This window comes from Acetatifactor sp., from assembly GCF_982438285.1.
On record NZ_CEWDFQ010000025.1, the window covers coordinates 1 to 16,488 of the forward strand.

Below are 16,488 nucleotides of genomic sequence, written 5' to 3' on the forward strand. Positions count from 1 at the left end.
AGCCTGAAGGCTGTGGAAGAAAAAATCGCCTCCATGTCCTGTAAGGCGGCGGTGAAGGGAAACAGCCCCTTAAGTCAAAGAGAGGCGCAGGCGCTGATCGACGAACTGCTCACCTTGGAAAATCCCTATCACTGTCCCCACGGACGGCCTACCATTATTTCGATCAGCAAAACGGAGATGGAAAGAAAATTCAAGCGAATTGTATAGGAGGCAGAAAAGTCATGACAAAACCGCCCATGATCGTGCTTGCGGGGCCTACGGCGGTGGGAAAGACCACTCTTTCCCTGAAGCTTGCAAAAAGGGTGAAGGGAGAAATTATTTCCGCAGATTCCATGCAGGTATACAGGCATATGGATATTGGCTCCGCCAAGATCATGCAGGATCAGATGGAGGGGGTTCCCCATCACATGATTGATATTTTGGAGCCCTGGGAAGAATTTAACGTGGTGATCTTTAAACAGAAATGTGAAGCATGTCTTAAGGGAATTTATGAAAGAGGACATATCCCCATTGTCACAGGAGGAACGGGCTTTTATATTCAGGCGCTGCTTAGAGATATTGATTTTACAGAGAATGAGGAAAATACCCGCATCCGGGAAGAGCTGGAGGCGCTGGCAGAGGAAAAGGGAACGGCGTACCTTCACGAGCTGCTTGAGCGGGTGGATGCGCCCTCGGCCCAGGCCATACATGCCAACAACAAAAAGCGTATGATACGGGCCCTGGAATTCTACCAGCTCACCGGACAGCGCATTTCTGACCACAATCAGAAGGAAAGACTTAAGGAGGACGCGTACCGCGCCTGCTATTTTGTGTTAAGCGACAAGCGGGAGCGCCTGTACGGGCGCATTGAAAAACGGGTGGATGAGATGCTTCAGGATGGGCTTGTTGAGGAAGTAAAAAAGCTTAAGCAAATGGGCTGCCATCGGGGAATGGTGTCCATGCAGGGGCTTGGCTATAAGGAAATCCTCTCTTATCTGGATGGGGAGATATCCTTAGAGGAGGCTGTACGGCTTTTAAAGCGTGACACCAGGCATTTTGCAAAAAGGCAGCTCACATGGTTCCGCCGAGAGAAGGATGTAATATGGGTTGACAAGGACCGCTTTTTATATGATGATGAAAAAATACTGGAGTTTATGCTTGAAAAGCTGGCAGAAAAAAATATTTACGAAAATGAGGAGAAGCCATGAGCGATATGGATAAGCTGTACGGGGCCATGGGCATCGGAAAAGAGGTGCTTGCCTATGGAAATGCCGTACTCGAAGGACTTTTGGACCGTTTTGCGCAGATAGACCGCACTGCAGAATATAATCAGCTGAAGGTGCTTAGGGCCATGCAGGAAAATCAGGTCAGCGAGGCCTGTCTTTTGGGCGCCACGGGCTATGGCTATAACGATCTGGGAAGGGATACCCTGGAGAAGGTTTATGCAGGAGTTTTCCACACACAGGACGCGCTGGTGCGGCCTCAGATTACCTGCGGCACCCATGCCCTGGCGCTGGCCTTAATGAGCAATTTAAGACCGGGGGATGAACTGCTCTCCCCTGTGGGAAAGCCCTATGACACCCTGGAGGAGGTCATAGGCATAAGGCCATCCAGAGGCTCCCTTGCAGAATATGGGATTACCTACAGACAGGTGGATCTTCTGCCGGACGGAAGCTTCGACTATGAAGCCATCCGCCGTGGAATCAATGAGAGGACAAGGCTTGCAGCCATTCAGCGGTCCAAGGGCTATCAGACCCGTCCCACCCTGTCCGTAGAGCGGATTGGTGAGCTGATCGCCTTTATAAAAGGCATAAAGCCGGATGTGATCTGCATGGTGGATAACTGCTACGGCGAGTTTGTGGAGACAAGAGAGCCCTCCGATGTGGGAGCGGATATGGTGGTGGGCTCCCTGATCAAAAATCCGGGGGGAGGACTTGCTCCCATCGGCGGTTATATTGCTGGAACGAAGGAATGCGTGGAAAATGCCGCGTACCGTCTTACCTCCCCGGGGCTGGGGAAAGAGGTGGGGGCTTCCCTGGGCATTTTGAGCAATTTTTACCAGGGCTTTTTCCTGGCCCCGGTGGTGACGGCGGGCGCCTTAAAGGGGGCCGTGTTTGCCGCCAATATTTATGAAAAGCTTGGCTTTGACGTGGCGCCAGACGGCAGTGAGGACAGGTATGACATCATTCAGGCGGTGACCTTCGGCACACCCCAGGCGGTGACGGCCTTCTGCCAGGGAATTCAGGCTGCAGCCCCTGTGGACAGTCATGTGGTTCCGGAGCCCTGGGATATGCCTGGCTACGATGCACAGGTGATTATGGCAGCGGGCGCCTTTGTGTCCGGCTCCTCCATTGAGCTGTCGGCAGATGGCCCCTTAAAGCCTCCTTATGCCGTGTATTTTCAGGGAGGATTGACCTGGCAGCACGCAAAATTCGGCATCCTGAAGTCCTTGGAGGCGCTGCTTAGAAAGGGGATTGTCTCTGAGGAAAAAATAGCAGAAGCCATGGAAAAATGTAGAAAAACCAAAAAATAAAATCTATGAATTTTATATACAGACGCCAGATTTTATGGTAGTATATAAAGACGTATGAGGAGGAAAAATCTTGAAGAGAGTAAACTGGGTGCTGGTGATCCTTGTGCTGATCGGATTTGTGATCGGCGGATTTATCGGAACCTATTTTGACGGAAGCTTTTTAAATTACGGGAAATCCTTTGGGCTGAACACGCCCATTGAGCTGGATTTAGGGTTTATACTGCTCACCTTCGGGCTGAAGATTCAAATCACCATAGCCAGTGTAATTGGAGTGGTGATCTCCCTGGTGATTTACCGTTTTATCCGTTAAAGTATCCTCAGGTTTTGTCTGTACATCGGAGAAGGCAAAAGGAGATGTATGGAGAAACGAAAAGTAAAAAACAGAGAGAAAAATCAGGACCTTCCCTATGAAAAATTTCTGCGGTTTGGTCCGGAAAGCCTTACGGAGCGGGAGCTGCTTGCTATCATCATACGCACGGGCACCAGGGAGCAAAACGCGCTGCAGCTGGCCGGAAAGGTTTTGGAGCTGGCCAGATATCCCAGGGAGGGGCTGCTTGGCCTCTATGACGTGACTTTAAATGAGCTGAAGTCCATTAAGGGCATCGGAGAGGTTAAGGCCATTAAGCTGAAATGTCTCACAGAGCTTTCCATGCGCATCAGTACCGCAACAGCCGCCCAGGGAATCTGTTTTCATGATTCCGCTGCCGTCGCCCGGTATTTTATGGAAAGGCTCAGACACAGGGAAACAGAATGCGTCATTTTGGTGTGCCTGGACGCCAAGGGGCAGCTGATCGGAGAAAGGAAGCTTTCGGAGGGAAGCGTGAGGATGTCGCTGATTTCCCCCAGGGAAATTTTTCTGGAAGCCTTAAACAGCAGGGCGGTCCACATTTTGCTGGTGCATAATCATCCCAGCGGCGATCCGTCCCCAAGCAGGGCGGATCTGGAAATCACCCGGAATGTGCAGGAACTGGGAGATAAGCTGGACATTTCGCTGCTGGATCACATTATTATCGGTGATAACAGGTATACTAGCTTTAAAGAGGAGGCTTACCTGTAGCATCACTTCAGAAAGGGGTTGTCATTTTGGCAAACAACGCATTCGGTATCGACTTAGGTACCAATAATATCAAAATTTACAGCAGAAACGATGACAATATTATGGTGGAAAAGAACATGATTGCCATCGAAAATAAGAACACACTCTTTGCCTACGGAGATTCTGCATTTGAAATGTATGAGAAGGCGCCGGGAAATATTCATATTTCTTATCCGCTTTCCAACGGCGTCATCGCGGATATCAAAAACATGGAGACTCTGGTAAAATATTTTATCGGAGATCTGCAGAAGGGGAGCACCAAACCGGCAGACTTTTTTATCGCCGTGCCCACCGATGTGACGGAGGTGGAAAAGAGGGCCTTTTATGATCTGATCAAGGATGCCAACGTGAAGGCGAAAAAAATTATGGTGGTGGAAAAGGCTGTTGCAGATGGCCTTGGACTGGATATAGATGTAAAAAATTCCCAGGGGGTTTTGGTGGTGAACGTAGGCTATGAGACCACGGAGATTTCCATTCTTTCCCTGGGCGGCATTGTGCTGAGCCGCCTGATCAAGGTGGGGGGACTGAAATTCGACGAGGCTATCCGGGCGTCGGTGCGACGGGAATTCAGCCTGATCATCGGCGGGAAAACGGCGGAAACCGTAAAGATTGCCCTGCGGGATTTGGAAAAAGAGGAAAGAGGCGCTGTGGTTTACGGGCGGGACATCGTGACAGGCCTTCCGGTGGAAAGGGAGATTCCCACAAAGCTGGTGGACGAATCCTTAGAGGAGCATTTTAACACCATTATCGACAATGTAAAGGTGATTTTGGAACGGACGCCGCCGGAGCTTGCGGCAGATATTTACAGACATGGCATTTATCTTACAGGAGGGGCTTCTCAGGTAAACCACTTGTCACAGCGGCTTGCGGCAGGAACAGGGCTGAGAGTAAATACAGCGGAAAATCCACTTACCAGTGTGGCTATGGGACTTGCGAAGATCATTAAGGATGACAACTATAAATCAGTAGCTTATGCGATTGAAGGGATGAGTAAATGAGCCCAATCATAAAAAGAAAAGGGGAGAAATTTACGATACCGAGTAAATATCTTCTCTTTATTTTAACCTTTTTCTGCACGGCCATGATGTTGATCACCTTTGGAACGGATACCTTTAACCGGCCCTTCAACACAGTTTTCGGATATGTGATCGTACCCTTTCAGCAGGGGATCAGCCAGGTGGGAGGCTGGCTTTCAAGCCGCTCCCAGGAGCTTGTGCAGATCAGGTCGCTGTTAGAGGAAAACGAAAGGCTCAGGGAAGAGGTGGCGGCCCTTACCGAGGAGAATACGCTCCTGCAGCAGGACCGGTATGAGCTGAACAATCTCAGAGAGCTTCTTTCCCTGGATGAACAGTATGGAGAGTACAGCAAGGTGGGAGCCAGGATTATCAGCAGGGATTCCGGCAACTGGTACTCCTCCTTTATTATAGACAAGGGAACCCAGGACGGTCTGTCTGTGGACATGAATGTGATCGCAGGAGGCGGCCTGGTGGGGATTATTACCTCTGTGGGACCTAACTGGGCCAGAGTTACCTCCATTATCTCCGATAACAGCAATGTGAGCGCCAAGACGCTGGCCACTGAGGATAATCTGGTTGTGTCAGGAGACCTGCAGCTGATGGCGGATGGCGTCATCACCTACAGCATGCTGGTGGACAGCCAGAATGCAGTGGTGGAGGGCGACAAGGTTGTGACCTCGGATATCAGCGACAAATATCTGCCGAATATTTTGATTGGCTATATCAATACCATAAACAGTGACTCCAACAATCTGACAAAATCAGGCTACATAACGCCGGCGGTAGACTTTGAGCATCTGGGAGAGGTTTTGGTCATTACAGATTTGAAGCAGCAGGTACCGGAAGAGGGATAGTGATGCGGATACTCAGAAAAGTAATTGTGACATTATTCATTATCGTTTGCTTTGTGCTGCAGTGCAGTGTGTTTGACAGCTTATCCTTTGCAGGAATTATCCCCAATCTGATGATTATTCTCACTGCATCCTTCGGCTTTATGAGAGGGGAAAAGGAAGGGCTGATCATCGGATTTTTCTGCGGACTTTTGAGCGATGTGTTTTTTGGAAGCTTTTTGGGGTTTTACGCCCTGATTCTCATGTATATAGGTTATATGAATGGAAAATTCAGCCGGATTTTCTATCCGGAGGATATTAAGCTTCCCATGGCGCTGATTGTGGTAAGCGATCTATCTTATGGAATTGTGTGTTATGTTCTTATGTTTCTGCTGAGGGGGCGTTTTCATTTTTTGTATTATTTCACAAGGGTGATACTGCCGGAAGCGTTGTACACCATTGTGGTCACCCTGTTTTTGTATCCTGTTATTTTAAAGGTAAACGAAAAGCTGGAAGCAATTGAAAGAAGGAGCGCACAGAAATTTGTTTGACGAGTTAAAGGAACATATCATCAGCATCATAACCAGCCGTTTGACGATTTTGACTGTGGTGTTCTGCGTGCTGGCGGGAATTCTCATGTATCGCTGCTTTGATCTGCAGATCGTGCATGGGGAAGAGTATTTGAATGATTTTATTCTCCAGACGGAGAAAACCAGGGATATTCCCAGCACGAGAGGGCGGATTTTTGACAGGAACGGAGAGCTCTTAGCGGAGAATGAGCTGGCTTATTCCGTGAAAATTGAAGATGTGTTTGAATCAGGCCGGAGCAAAAACCGGAACTTAAATGAAACGGTGTACAGGCTGATTCAGATGATTGAGAAAAACGGCGACAGCGTGATCACGGATTTCAGGATTATCCTGGATGAAAACGGAGATTTCGCCTATACGGTGGAGGGGACCAGCCTGCTTCGCTTTCTGGCAGACGTCTATGGGTATACCACCATAGATAAGCTGAAGGAGGACGAGCGCACCTCAACGGCACAGGAGATTATGGAATATTTAAGCCGCAATACGGGCAGCGGCTTTGCCATTGGGGAGTATGAGAAAGAAGGGGATTCCAGCACGGATTTTGTACCCGGGAAGGGATATACCAGGGAGGAATGGCTTAAGATGGTAACCATCCGTTATGCCATGAGCCTGACCTCCTTTCAGAAATATATTGGCACCACGGTGGCTTCCAACGTCAGTGAAGAGACGGTGGCCGTGATCAAGGAAAATTCAGATTCTCTGCCGGGAGTCACTATAGAGGAGGATACGGTACGGCGCTATGTGGACAGCCAGTATTTTGCCCATGTGCTGGGGTATACCGGAAAAATTTCCTCTGAGGAGCTGACCGAACTGAATGAGGAGGCTGCAGCCGCAGGAGGAAGCGCAAATACCTACAGCATAAACGATGTGGTGGGAAAGAGCGGCATTGAAGCCTATATGGAGACCACTCTGCAGGGGACAAAGGGCTTTGAGCGGGTCATTGTGGACAATACCGGAAAGGTGATGAACATTGTGGAGCGGGTGGAGCCTCAGTCGGGAAACGATGTTTATCTGACCATAGACAAGGAACTGACCGAGGCTGTTTACAATATTGTGGAGCAGAAAATGGCGGGACTTCTCTCCAGCAAGATCGTCAATGCCAAGACCTATGTGGCTGGAGAAAATTCGGACAGCTCCGACATTGTAATTCCCATTTATGACGTGTATTTTGCGCTGATTGACAACCAGATTATCGATGTAAAACGCTTTTCCCAGGCAGACGCCGGAGAAAAGGAGGCGGAGGTTTACGATAAATTCCTTGCTTACAGACAGTCCGTTTACGATGAGCTGCGCTATGAGCTGACGGAAGGAATTACGCCCTACAACCAGCTTTCCACGGAATATCAGGTATATCAGAGCAATATTGTACAGCTTTTAAACAGAAACGGCGTGATCATGACTGAGGCTGTGGATTCCCAGGATTCCACCCAGATTGCCTGGGCAGTGGATGAGGTCATCAGTCTGAACGAATATTTGAAATATTGTATCGCTCAAAACTGGATCGATGTAAGCAAGCTGGAGCTGGACGATCAATATTCCGATTCTGCTGAAATTTTTGACAAGCTGGTGTCTTATATCATTGAAATGATTGACAAAAACAGTGAGTTTCAGAGACGCTTCTACAAATATATGCTGTTAAACGATGTGATAAGCGGCAGAGACGTGTGCATGATTCTCTGCGAGCAGAATGCCGTGGAGGTTCCTGTGGAGGACGAGGAAGCCCTCTATAACGGTTCCATGACGGCTTACCAGTTTATGAAAAACCGCGTTGACAATCTGGACGTGACGCCTGGGCAGCTGGCGCTGGATCCCTGCAACGCCTCCGTGGTGGTCACGGACGTGAATACGGGAGATGTGCTGGCCATGGTATCTTATCCTGGAATTGACAACAATAAAATGGCCAATTCCATTGATGCGGAATATTACGCATGGCTGCAGACGGACAAGGCAAGCTCTCAGTTAAACCATGCCACCCAGTCCCCTATGGCTCCCGGCTCCACCTTTAAAATGGTGACTGCGGCTGCCGGACTTACGGAGGGTGTGGTGGATATAAATGACAGAGTAAACTGCGTGGGAACCTTTACTGCCATCACCCCGTCCCCCAGATGCTGGAGGCGGTCCGGCCACGGAAATGAAACGCTGGTGACTGCAATACGGGATTCCTGCAACTATTTCTTTTACAATATAGGGTATATGCTTTCCACCAGGTCAGGCGTGTACAACGAGACCGAAGGTCTGGATACCCTTTACCAATATGCCGATCTGTTTGGACTCACGGAAAAATCGGGAGTGGAAATTACAGAAGCCTCCCCCAATGTGTCGGATACGGACCCGGTCCGTTCTGCCATTGGACAGGGAAGCAACAGCTTTACTACGGTTGGGCTGGCCAGATATGTGACCACAGTTGCCAATCGGGGTACCTGCTTTGAGCTGACCCTCCTTGACAAGGTTGCGGATTCTCAGGGCAATGTGTTAGTGGAATATGAGCCTGAGGTGAGAAACACCGTGGACTTATCGCAGGACTATTGGAACAGCGTTCATTCAGGCATGCGTCAGGTGGTGGAGAACAAGAGCTATTTTGGCGATCTGGCAGTGAATGTAGCCGGAAAGACGGGTACGGCGGAGCAGACCAAAACCAGACCCAATCATGCGCTTTTTGTCTGCTTTGCGCCCTATGAAAGTCCGGAAATTGCCATCACCACCAGAATTCCCTATGGCTATTCCTCAGACTATGCGGCCCAGGCTACCCGGGATATTATCAAATATTACTACGGGCTTGCCGAAGAGGAGGATCTGATTACCGGTACGGCGGATGCGCCGGACGGCGGTATTTCCAATGAAATGTAACAGGAGTGAGAAGGATTGAAGGACAAGGTGATTATTAAAAGCTTTCCAAACGGAATCACTCTCCACATGGATGAGGAGACGGATTTTGACGATATTTTGGAAGAGCTTGCCTTTAAGTTTTCTGAGGCCAGAAATTTTTTCGGCACGGCCAGCGTGGTCCTTTCCATGGAGGGAAGGGCGCTTTCGCCGGCCCAGGAGATTCTGGTGCTGGAGACCATAAGGAAATCCAGCAGCGTCAATGTGGTCTGCATTGTAGGGAAGGACGAGGCCACCAACAAAAAGTTTATCAAGGCCCTCCAGCATGTGGAAAAAAAGCTGACCGGAGGGGACGAGGGCCAGTTTTACAAGGGAACCTTAAAGAACAGGGAGGTTTTGGAGACCGAAAACAGCATTGTGATCCTGGGGGATGTGTACCCGGGGAGCGCCGTGATTTCCGCCAGAAATATCATTATTCTGGGGGGATTGTACGGAGAAGCCTATGCAGGGGGAAACGGGCAGGAAAACGCTTATGTAGTAGCGCTTGAAATGGAGCCGGAAAGATTAAAAGTCGGCGATTTCAAATATAAGTCAAATACCAGACAGTCAAAATGGGGCATTCGCCCGAAGGTACAGCCGAAAATTGCATATGTGAAGAACCGGAAGATTGTTTTTGAACCGCTTACCAAAGAATTACTGGACTCAATTTAGGCTTTTACAGTCCAGGGGACGACATATTCTAAACAGGAGGATTTGCAGTATGGAAAACAATTTTTCTGCGAAAGAAAAGCGTTCGGAGGAAAGGGGCTCCGAGGTAATTGTCGTCACTTCAGGAAAAGGCGGTGTGGGGAAAACCACCACATCTGCAAATGTAGGAACCGGTCTTGCAAAGCTGGGCAAAAAAGTATGTCTGATCGATACTGATATCGGACTGCGCAATCTGGATGTTGTGATGGGATTGGAGAACAGGATTGTATACAATCTTGTGGATGTAGTGGAGGGAAACTGCCGGGTAAAGCAGGCCCTGATCCGGGACAAGCGTCATCCGGGACTGTATCTGATGCCCTCTGCGCAGACCAGGGACAAGTCGGCTGTGTCGCCGGGGCAGATGGTTAAGGTGATTGATCATCTGCGGGAGCAGTTTGATTACATTATTCTGGACTGCCCTGCGGGGATAGAGCAGGGGTTTCAGAACGCTATTGCCGGCGCGGACAGGGCCCTTGTGGTCACAACGCCTGAGGTTTCTGCCATCCGCGATGCAGACAGAATCATAGGGCTTTTGGAGGCCAATGGGTTTAAACAGATGGATTTGATCATCAACAGGCTGCGCATGGATATGGTGAAAAGAGGGGATATGATGTCTGCCTCCGATGTAGTGGATATTCTGGCAATTCCATTGATTGGAATTATCCCTGATGATGAAAATGTGGTGGTGGCCACCAATCAGGGGGAGCCCTTGGTGGGCAACGATACGCCTGCGGGAAGGGCCTATGCCAATGTGGTGCTGCGCGTGGAGGGGAAGGAGGTACCCTTCTTAAATTTTGACAAGGGAATTTCATTTTGGACGAGGGTAACGGGCATTTTTCATAGAGCATAAGGAGGAATGATGTTATGAAGCATTTTTTTCGCAAGAAAAGCTCCTGCCAGGTTGCCAAGGACAGATTGAAGATTTTGCTGATTTCTGACCGTGTAAATTGCTCGCCGGAAATGATGGAGCTGATAAAAACAGATATTGCAAAGGTGATATCAAAGTACATGAAGATAGATTCTGCCAATATGGAGATCCAGATAAACGCCAAGGGGAGCAAGAACGGGAGAGGAATGAAAACGCCTACCCTGTATGCAAATATCCCCATTCTTGATCTGCATAAGCAGTAGAAAAACAGAAAGGAAGCTATGTTCAAAAATTACAGGATACGCGATTATGATTTTAAGCTGATATTGATGCTGGTGGCTCTTTCGGCCATCGGCGTCATGGCCATCGGAAGCGCGGAGGAATCCCTTCAGACAAGGCAGCTTGCAGGAGTGGCAGCGGGGGTAGCAGCCATGATCGTTATTTCCTTCTGCAACTACTCCGTGATACTTCGGTTAAACTGGCTGATGTATTTTGGGAATATTGCGCTGCTTGGACTGGTAATGATTATGGGAGACGATGCCAACGGCGCCCAGCGGTGGCTGGAAATAGGGGGGCTTCGCTTTCAGCCGTCGGAAACTGCGAAAATTTTATTGATTTTATTCTTTGCACAGTTTATTATGAAATACAAGGAGAAGTTAAATAGCTTTAAAATGATCGCGGCCTGCGCTGCGTTGATTGCGGTGCCCTGGTATATGGTAAAGGAGCAGCCTGCGCTGTCCACCAGCATTGTCCTGATCGTTGTATTTTGTGTGATTATGTTTGCCGGGGGCATCAGCTGGAAGCTGGTGCTGGGGGTGCTTGCAGTGATTATTCCGGCTGTGGCTATTGTGATTTCCCTTGCGCTGCAGCCGGACAACTCCGTGCTCGAGGACTATCAGAGAACCAGAATCCTTGCCTTTATCAATCCGGAGGAATATGCCAGTGAGGAGGCCTACCAGCAGTTAAATTCTGTGATGGCAATCGGATCGGGACAGCTGGATGGAAAGGGCTATAAAAACAATGAGATCACATCGGTAAAAAACGGTAATTTTATATCAGAGGCAGAGACGGATTTTATCTTTGCGGTGATCGGTGAGGAGTTTGGCTTTAAGGGCTGTGTGGTTGTGATTGCTCTGCTGTTTTTGGTGGCTTTAGAGTGCATATCCATCGCCAGAAAGGCCAAGGATACGGCAGGAACCATTATTGCAGCGGGAATGGGGGGGCTTGTGGCCTTTCAGAGCTTTTTTAATATTGGAGTGGCAACCTTTCTGCTTCCCAACACAGGACTGCCGCTTCCGTTTATCAGTTATGGTCTGACTTCGCTGATGAGCCTGTTCATAGGAATGGGGTTTGTATTGAACGTAAGGCTTCAGGCGAAAAAATCAAATAGAGAGAGGGTATAAATATGAACATTGCTTTGATTGCACATGACGCAAAAAAGAAACTGATGCAGAATTTCTGTATCGCGTATCGGGGGATTCTCAGCAAAAACGATCTGTACGCCACAGGTACAACGGGAAGGCTGATAGAGGAGGTTACCAATTTAAGCATACACAAATACCTTGCTGGGCATCTGGGGGGAGAGCAGCAGATTGGAGCGCAGATTGAGCACAATGAGATTGATCTTGTGATTTTTCTGCGGGACCCTTTGACACCCAAGTCCCATGAACCGGACGTAAACAATGTGGTGAAGCTTTGTGATATGCACAATATTCCGCTGGCTACCAATCTTGCAACGGCGGAACTGCTGATCAAATCCCTGGACAGAGGAGACTTAGAGTGGCGTGAAATGTACAAGTAAGAAGCGCATAATTTTGGCTTGGATTCTGCTGGCTGCCGTTCTTTCCCTGGCAGGCTGCTCCGGGACATCCTTCGATATGCCTTACAGTGTGGATTCCCAGGTGAGCAGCTTTAATGTGCTGGCCGGCGGACAGAGCGCTCAGACAGCGGCTTCCTTTGCGGAGGATCTGTGTGTGGTCACGGGGGACGTCATGGATGACGCGTCTGTGGATATGTCCCAGGCCCAGGCAGCTGTGCTCCTTGATGTGAACAACAAGGAGGTGCTCTATGCCAAGAATGCCCATGAACGTCTGTATCCGGCCAGTCTGACAAAGGTGATGACGGCTCTTGTGGCCTTGCAGAACGGTTCCCTGGATCAAGTGCTTACAGCTTCCTCTGCTGTGAATATTACGGAATCCGGAGCCCAGCTGTGCGGTGTGAAAAGCGGGGATACCATGACCCTGGATCAGGCTCTGCATATTCTCCTGATGTATTCTGCCAATGATGTGGCTATGATGATTGCGGAAAATATCGGCGGCTCGGTGGAACGCTTTGTGGAAATGATGAATGAGGAGGCGCTGCGTCTGGGAGCCACAAACACTCATTTTGCAAATCCCCATGGTCTTTCTGATGACAGTCATTACACCACAGCCTATGACCTGTATTTGATCTTCAACGAGGCTGTGAAATATGAATCTTTTAACGAGATCATACATATGACCAGCTATCAGACAGTTTATTATGACCAGGAGGGAGAGGCGAAGGAGATTTCCTTTGAAACCAGTAATCTTTTTCTGCGGGGCACCTATCAGACGCCTGCCAATGTGACGGTGATCGGAGGCAAAACGGGAACCACCAATGCTGCGGGGCATTGTCTGATTCTGCTGTCCAGAGATGTTAATGGAGCGCCTTATATCTCGGTGATTCTGCGCGCCCAGGCCAGGGATGTGCTGTATGCGGAGATGGCTGATCTGTTAGACGAAATCAACAAATAGAGGTTGTTTTTTGATATAAGATAAACTATAATAGAAACAGATAGAAAATTTCTTATCACTAATTTACAATAGGAGGGTTACCGATGGTTCAGTTAATTGTAGGCAAGAAGGGCAAGGGCAAGACAAAGCATTTATTGGACAAAGTGAATAGTGAGGTAAAAAATATTTCCGGCAGCATCGTATATTTGGATAAAAGCACCAAGCATATGTACGAGCTGAACAATAAGGTGCGGCTGATTAACGTCTCCGAATACCTTGTTGAAAATGATAGTGAATTTCTCGGATTTGTGTGCGGAATCATTTCGCAGGACCACGATCTGCAGCAGATGTATTTTGACAGCTTTTTGAAAATTTCCTGTCTGGAGTCGGCAGATATCACAGCTGCAGTATCCAAGCTGGAAAAGATCAGCGAAACCTTTGGCGTGGACTTTATACTCAGTATTTCTCTGGATGAGGCGGATCTTCCGGAGAGCCTAAAGGAAAAGGTAATTATCTCCCTGTAATTTATGCTGTAATAGGATTTGAATAAAGGTGAAAACGTAAGAAAAGCCTCGGATGTATACCGAGGCTTTTGCCAAGTTAGGTGGAGGCTCGAAAATTGGCAAAAAACAAAGTGAAAAAATATAGAAAGCCTTTGAATCTGAATATCGGAATGATTATTTTCGGCGTAGTGTTCGTCTATGTGGTAATCTGTATTATCATGTATTTCCAGACCACCCATATTGTCCGCTACGAGGTGCAGGAGGGGTCTTTGGCCACGGATAATCTTTACCGCGGCGTGATATTGCGAAATGAGACGGTGGTGAACACAGAGGCTGCAGGATATGTAAATTATTATGCCAGAGAAGGCGAGAGGGTAGCCAAAGGGGATCTGGTTTATACCATAGATGAGACAGGGAGGCTGAACGAATACCTGGAGGACTTAAGCCTTGGAGAAAATTCTCTGAGCGATAAGGAGCTGGCGGAATTTAGAAGTGAGATTGTAAGCTATATGCACGGCTTTGAACCCCAAAATTATGAGAGTATTTATGAATTTAAAAATTCTTTGAAAAATACGGTGCTGAAGCTTGCCAATGCCAGTATGCTGGAGGGCATAAACGACATAAGCGACACCTCGGGCATTGCCAATATTGTCAATTTCTGCAATGCACCTGAGACAGGCGTGGTTGCCTATTGGACAGACGGGTATGAGGGACTGACCGCAGATGCCGTTACGGAAGAGGTTTTTGACGAAAAAAATTATGAAAAGACCCAGTATCTTGGAAATGAGCTTTCCGAGGCTGGTACACCGGTGTACAAGCTTTCCACCAGCGAGACATGGTCTCTTGTGATTCCCATTGAGCCGGACAGAGGCGCCCAGCTGGAGCAGGAGGGCTATGTAAAGGTGCGTTTCCTTAAGAATCAGTATGAATCCTGGGGGCAGGTAAAGCTTTTGAATAACGGGGACGGCAATACTTATCTGCAGCTGACCTTTACAAATTCCATGATTACCTTTATCTCGGACCGCTTTTTGGATGTGGAGCTGATTTTCTATGAGGAAACCGGCTTGAAGATTCCAAATTCCTCCATTGTGGAGAAGGAATTTTTCCTGATCCCCGAGGAGTATGTGACCCAGGGCGGCGATAACGGAAGCGACGGCGTGATCAGGCAGTGCTATCTGGAGGACGGCACCATATCCAGTGAATTTGTGGAGACGGAGGTCTATTATTACGACAGTGATACCGGGGAGTACTATCTGGATGTTTCTATCCTGAATTCAGGCGATGTGCTGCACAAGACGGACAGCCAGGAGACCTATACGGTGAGCAGGCGGGCTACGCTGATTGGGGTCTATAATATGAACAAGGGATATGCTGACTTTAAGCAGATTAATATATTGTACCAAAATGATGAATATTCCATTGTGGAAGCCAACACCCGGTATGGGCTGAATGTTTACGATTACATTGTACTGGACGCTGAGGCGGTCAGCGACGATCAATTTATCTATGAATAAGGAGAGGCTATGATTGCAGACAGAATCAAACAAGTGAAGGAAAATGTCAGGGAGGCTTGTAAGGAGGCCGGAAGGGACGAAAAAGAGGTGACGCTGATCGCGGTCAGCAAGACAAAGCCCGTTTCTCTTCTGAGAGAGGCTTATGAAGCTGGAATAAGAGATTTCGGGGAAAACAAGGTGCAGGAGCTTGTGGACAAGATAGAGCAGCTTCCGGGGGACATCCGCTGGCATATGATTGGACATCTGCAGCGCAATAAGGTAAAGTATATTGTGGGAAAGGTCTGGCTGATTCATAGTGTGGATTCCTACAGGCTGGCGGAGGAAATCAACAGAGAAGCGCAGAAAAAGCACACAGAGGCCAACATTCTCATCGAAGTGAATATGGCCCAGGAGGAGAGTAAATTTGGAGTCTCTCCTAAGGATGCCCCGGCGCTTGTGGAAGAGATTTCCAAACTGCCGGCTGTTCATATAAAAGGCCTTATGACAGTTGCTCCCTTTGTGGAGAATGCAGAAGAAAACCGCTGTTTTTTTCGAAAATTGAAACAATTGTCTGTTGACATAGCGGAAAAAAACATTGATAATGTTTCTATGAATATTCTTTCCATGGGAATGACAGGAGATTATCAGGTTGCAGCGCAGGAGGGCGCCGTTTACATCAGAGTAGGCACCGGAATTTTCGGCGAACGGGATTATAGTGTTTAGGAATAAAGGAGAGTAATTACAATGGGTGTAATGGACAAGTTTTTGAATTACATGAAGATCAACGAAGAAGACGATGATTACTATGATGATGAATATTTGGATGAAGATGAGGAAGAAGTAGCTCCAGCGCCCAGAAAGTCAAATTCTTCCAAGGCGAAGGATGCGGAGGAGTACGAGGAGAGGGGAAGCAGAAGGGCATCCCAGCCTAAGGTGACTCCCATACGCCAGTCCGTGACAAAAAGAATGCCGAATGCAAGCGGAATGGAGGTTTGCGTGATCAAACCCACCTCAGTGGAGGATGCGCGGGAAATTACGGAAACGCTTCTGGCAAACAGAACCGTAGTGCTGAATCTGGAAGGGCTGGATGTGGACATTGCACAGAGAATTATAGACTTCACTTCGGGCTCCTGCTTTGCAATATCGGGTAATCTGCAGAAGATTTCCCATTATATTTTTATTATCACGCCTGCAAGCGTAGATGTTTCGGGGGATTTTCAGGATATTTTCGGAGGAACCTTTGAGTCTCCCATCAATAA

The 16,488-nt window shown here is 48.3% G+C and carries 18 protein-coding genes and 1 pseudogene; all 19 read left to right on the forward strand.

Features of this window, described 5'->3' with window-relative positions:
- A pseudogene (locus tag AC1WIP_RS02355) lies at nucleotides 1-207 on the forward strand (DNA mismatch repair endonuclease MutL); the annotation flags it as partial.
- Nucleotides 208-221: 14 nt separating this feature from the next.
- The gene (gene miaA / locus AC1WIP_RS02360) at nucleotides 222-1,187 is read left to right on the forward strand and encodes a tRNA (adenosine(37)-N6)-dimethylallyltransferase MiaA (RefSeq protein ID WP_481140305.1); all 966 of its coding nucleotides are present in this window, start codon (nucleotides 222-224) and stop codon (nucleotides 1,185-1,187) included.
- The gene (locus AC1WIP_RS02365) at nucleotides 1,184-2,512 is read left to right on the forward strand and encodes a methionine gamma-lyase family protein (RefSeq protein ID WP_481140306.1); all 1,329 of its coding nucleotides are present in this window, start codon (nucleotides 1,184-1,186) and stop codon (nucleotides 2,510-2,512) included. Before miaA ends, AC1WIP_RS02365 begins: the two co-directional genes overlap by 4 nt.
- 70 nt (nucleotides 2,513-2,582) lie before the next feature.
- Nucleotides 2,583-2,822, forward strand: a complete 240-nt coding sequence (locus AC1WIP_RS02370; protein WP_318705167.1) for a DUF4321 domain-containing protein — start codon at nucleotides 2,583-2,585, stop codon at nucleotides 2,820-2,822.
- A gap of 48 nt (nucleotides 2,823-2,870) precedes the next feature.
- Nucleotides 2,871-3,569, forward strand: coding sequence for a RadC family protein (gene radC, locus AC1WIP_RS02375; RefSeq protein WP_318705166.1), 699 nt, complete (start codon nucleotides 2,871-2,873; stop codon nucleotides 3,567-3,569).
- 26 nt (nucleotides 3,570-3,595) lie between these two features.
- Nucleotides 3,596-4,606, forward strand: a complete 1,011-nt coding sequence (mreB, locus tag AC1WIP_RS02380; protein WP_318705165.1) for a rod shape-determining protein — start codon at nucleotides 3,596-3,598, stop codon at nucleotides 4,604-4,606.
- Entirely contained in the window at nucleotides 4,603-5,478 is an 876-nt protein-coding gene (gene mreC / locus AC1WIP_RS02385; protein WP_481140307.1) for a rod shape-determining protein MreC, read from the forward strand. The genes mreB and mreC overlap by 4 nt, the downstream gene beginning before the upstream one ends.
- Before the next feature lie 2 nt (nucleotides 5,479-5,480).
- A complete protein-coding gene (gene mreD, locus AC1WIP_RS02390) occupies nucleotides 5,481-6,005 on the forward strand; it encodes a rod shape-determining protein MreD (RefSeq protein WP_481140308.1) in 525 nt (174 codons plus the stop codon).
- Entirely contained in the window at nucleotides 5,998-8,889 is a 2,892-nt protein-coding gene (locus tag AC1WIP_RS02395) for a penicillin-binding transpeptidase domain-containing protein (RefSeq protein WP_481140309.1), read from the forward strand. The genes mreD and AC1WIP_RS02395 overlap by 8 nt, the downstream gene beginning before the upstream one ends.
- A gap of 15 nt (nucleotides 8,890-8,904) precedes the next feature.
- Nucleotides 8,905-9,576: a septum site-determining protein MinC gene (locus AC1WIP_RS02400; protein ID WP_481140310.1), complete on the forward strand. Its 672-nt coding sequence runs from the start codon at nucleotides 8,905-8,907 to the stop codon at nucleotides 9,574-9,576.
- 49 nt (nucleotides 9,577-9,625) lie between these two features.
- Nucleotides 9,626-10,462, forward strand: a complete 837-nt coding sequence (minD, locus tag AC1WIP_RS02405; protein ID WP_481140311.1) for a septum site-determining protein MinD — start codon at nucleotides 9,626-9,628, stop codon at nucleotides 10,460-10,462.
- A 14-nt stretch (nucleotides 10,463-10,476) separates the two neighbouring features.
- The gene (minE, locus tag AC1WIP_RS02410; RefSeq protein ID WP_318705160.1) at nucleotides 10,477-10,743 is read left to right on the forward strand and encodes a cell division topological specificity factor MinE; all 267 of its coding nucleotides are present in this window, start codon (nucleotides 10,477-10,479) and stop codon (nucleotides 10,741-10,743) included.
- A gap of 18 nt (nucleotides 10,744-10,761) precedes the next feature.
- A complete protein-coding gene (locus AC1WIP_RS02415; protein ID WP_481140312.1) occupies nucleotides 10,762-11,883 on the forward strand; it encodes an FtsW/RodA/SpoVE family cell cycle protein in 1,122 nt (373 codons plus the stop codon).
- Nucleotides 11,884-11,885: 2 nt separating this feature from the next.
- Nucleotides 11,886-12,281: a methylglyoxal synthase gene (gene mgsA / locus AC1WIP_RS02420; protein ID WP_481140313.1), complete on the forward strand. Its 396-nt coding sequence runs from the start codon at nucleotides 11,886-11,888 to the stop codon at nucleotides 12,279-12,281.
- Nucleotides 12,282-12,294: 13 nt separating this feature from the next.
- The gene (locus tag AC1WIP_RS02425) at nucleotides 12,295-13,254 is read left to right on the forward strand and encodes a D-alanyl-D-alanine carboxypeptidase family protein (RefSeq protein WP_481140314.1); all 960 of its coding nucleotides are present in this window, start codon (nucleotides 12,295-12,297) and stop codon (nucleotides 13,252-13,254) included.
- An 83-nt stretch (nucleotides 13,255-13,337) separates the two neighbouring features.
- Nucleotides 13,338-13,757, forward strand: a complete 420-nt coding sequence (locus tag AC1WIP_RS02430; RefSeq protein WP_481140315.1) for a twitching motility protein PilT — start codon at nucleotides 13,338-13,340, stop codon at nucleotides 13,755-13,757.
- 95 nt (nucleotides 13,758-13,852) lie between these two features.
- On the forward strand, nucleotides 13,853-15,250 hold the full coding sequence (locus AC1WIP_RS02435) for a biotin/lipoyl attachment domain-containing protein (protein WP_481140316.1): 1,398 nt from the start codon (nucleotides 13,853-13,855) through the stop codon (nucleotides 15,248-15,250).
- 9 nt (nucleotides 15,251-15,259) lie between these two features.
- Nucleotides 15,260-15,952 (forward strand): YggS family pyridoxal phosphate-dependent enzyme, encoded by a 693-nt coding sequence (locus AC1WIP_RS02440; protein WP_481140317.1) that lies wholly within the window; start codon nucleotides 15,260-15,262, stop codon nucleotides 15,950-15,952.
- Nucleotides 15,953-15,973: 21 nt separating this feature from the next.
- Nucleotides 15,974-16,488 (forward strand): cell division protein SepF (locus AC1WIP_RS02445; RefSeq protein ID WP_481140318.1); only part of this gene is annotated, 515 nt, incomplete at its 3' end.

What these genes read in the sequence shown, in the direction of transcription:
- miaA (WP_481140305.1), top strand. Translation starts at nt 222, where the DNA reads ATGACAAAACCGCCCATGATCGTGCTTGCGGGGCCTACGGCGGTGGGA.
- AC1WIP_RS02365 (WP_481140306.1), top strand. Translation starts at nt 1,184, where the DNA reads ATGAGCGATATGGATAAGCTGTACGGGGCCATGGGCATCGGAAAAGAG.
- radC (WP_318705166.1), top strand. Translation starts at nt 2,871, where the DNA reads ATGGAGAAACGAAAAGTAAAAAACAGAGAGAAAAATCAGGACCTTCCC.
- mreC (WP_481140307.1), top strand. Translation starts at nt 4,603, where the DNA reads ATGAGCCCAATCATAAAAAGAAAAGGGGAGAAATTTACGATACCGAGT.
- mreD (WP_481140308.1), top strand. Translation starts at nt 5,481, where the DNA reads ATGCGGATACTCAGAAAAGTAATTGTGACATTATTCATTATCGTTTGC.
- minD (WP_481140311.1), top strand. Translation starts at nt 9,626, where the DNA reads ATGGAAAACAATTTTTCTGCGAAAGAAAAGCGTTCGGAGGAAAGGGGC.
- minE (WP_318705160.1), top strand. Translation starts at nt 10,477, where the DNA reads ATGAAGCATTTTTTTCGCAAGAAAAGCTCCTGCCAGGTTGCCAAGGAC.
- AC1WIP_RS02415 (WP_481140312.1), top strand. Translation starts at nt 10,762, where the DNA reads ATGTTCAAAAATTACAGGATACGCGATTATGATTTTAAGCTGATATTG.
- mgsA (WP_481140313.1), top strand. Translation starts at nt 11,886, where the DNA reads ATGAACATTGCTTTGATTGCACATGACGCAAAAAAGAAACTGATGCAG.
- AC1WIP_RS02430 (WP_481140315.1), top strand. Translation starts at nt 13,338, where the DNA reads ATGGTTCAGTTAATTGTAGGCAAGAAGGGCAAGGGCAAGACAAAGCAT.
- AC1WIP_RS02440 (WP_481140317.1), top strand. Translation starts at nt 15,260, where the DNA reads ATGATTGCAGACAGAATCAAACAAGTGAAGGAAAATGTCAGGGAGGCT.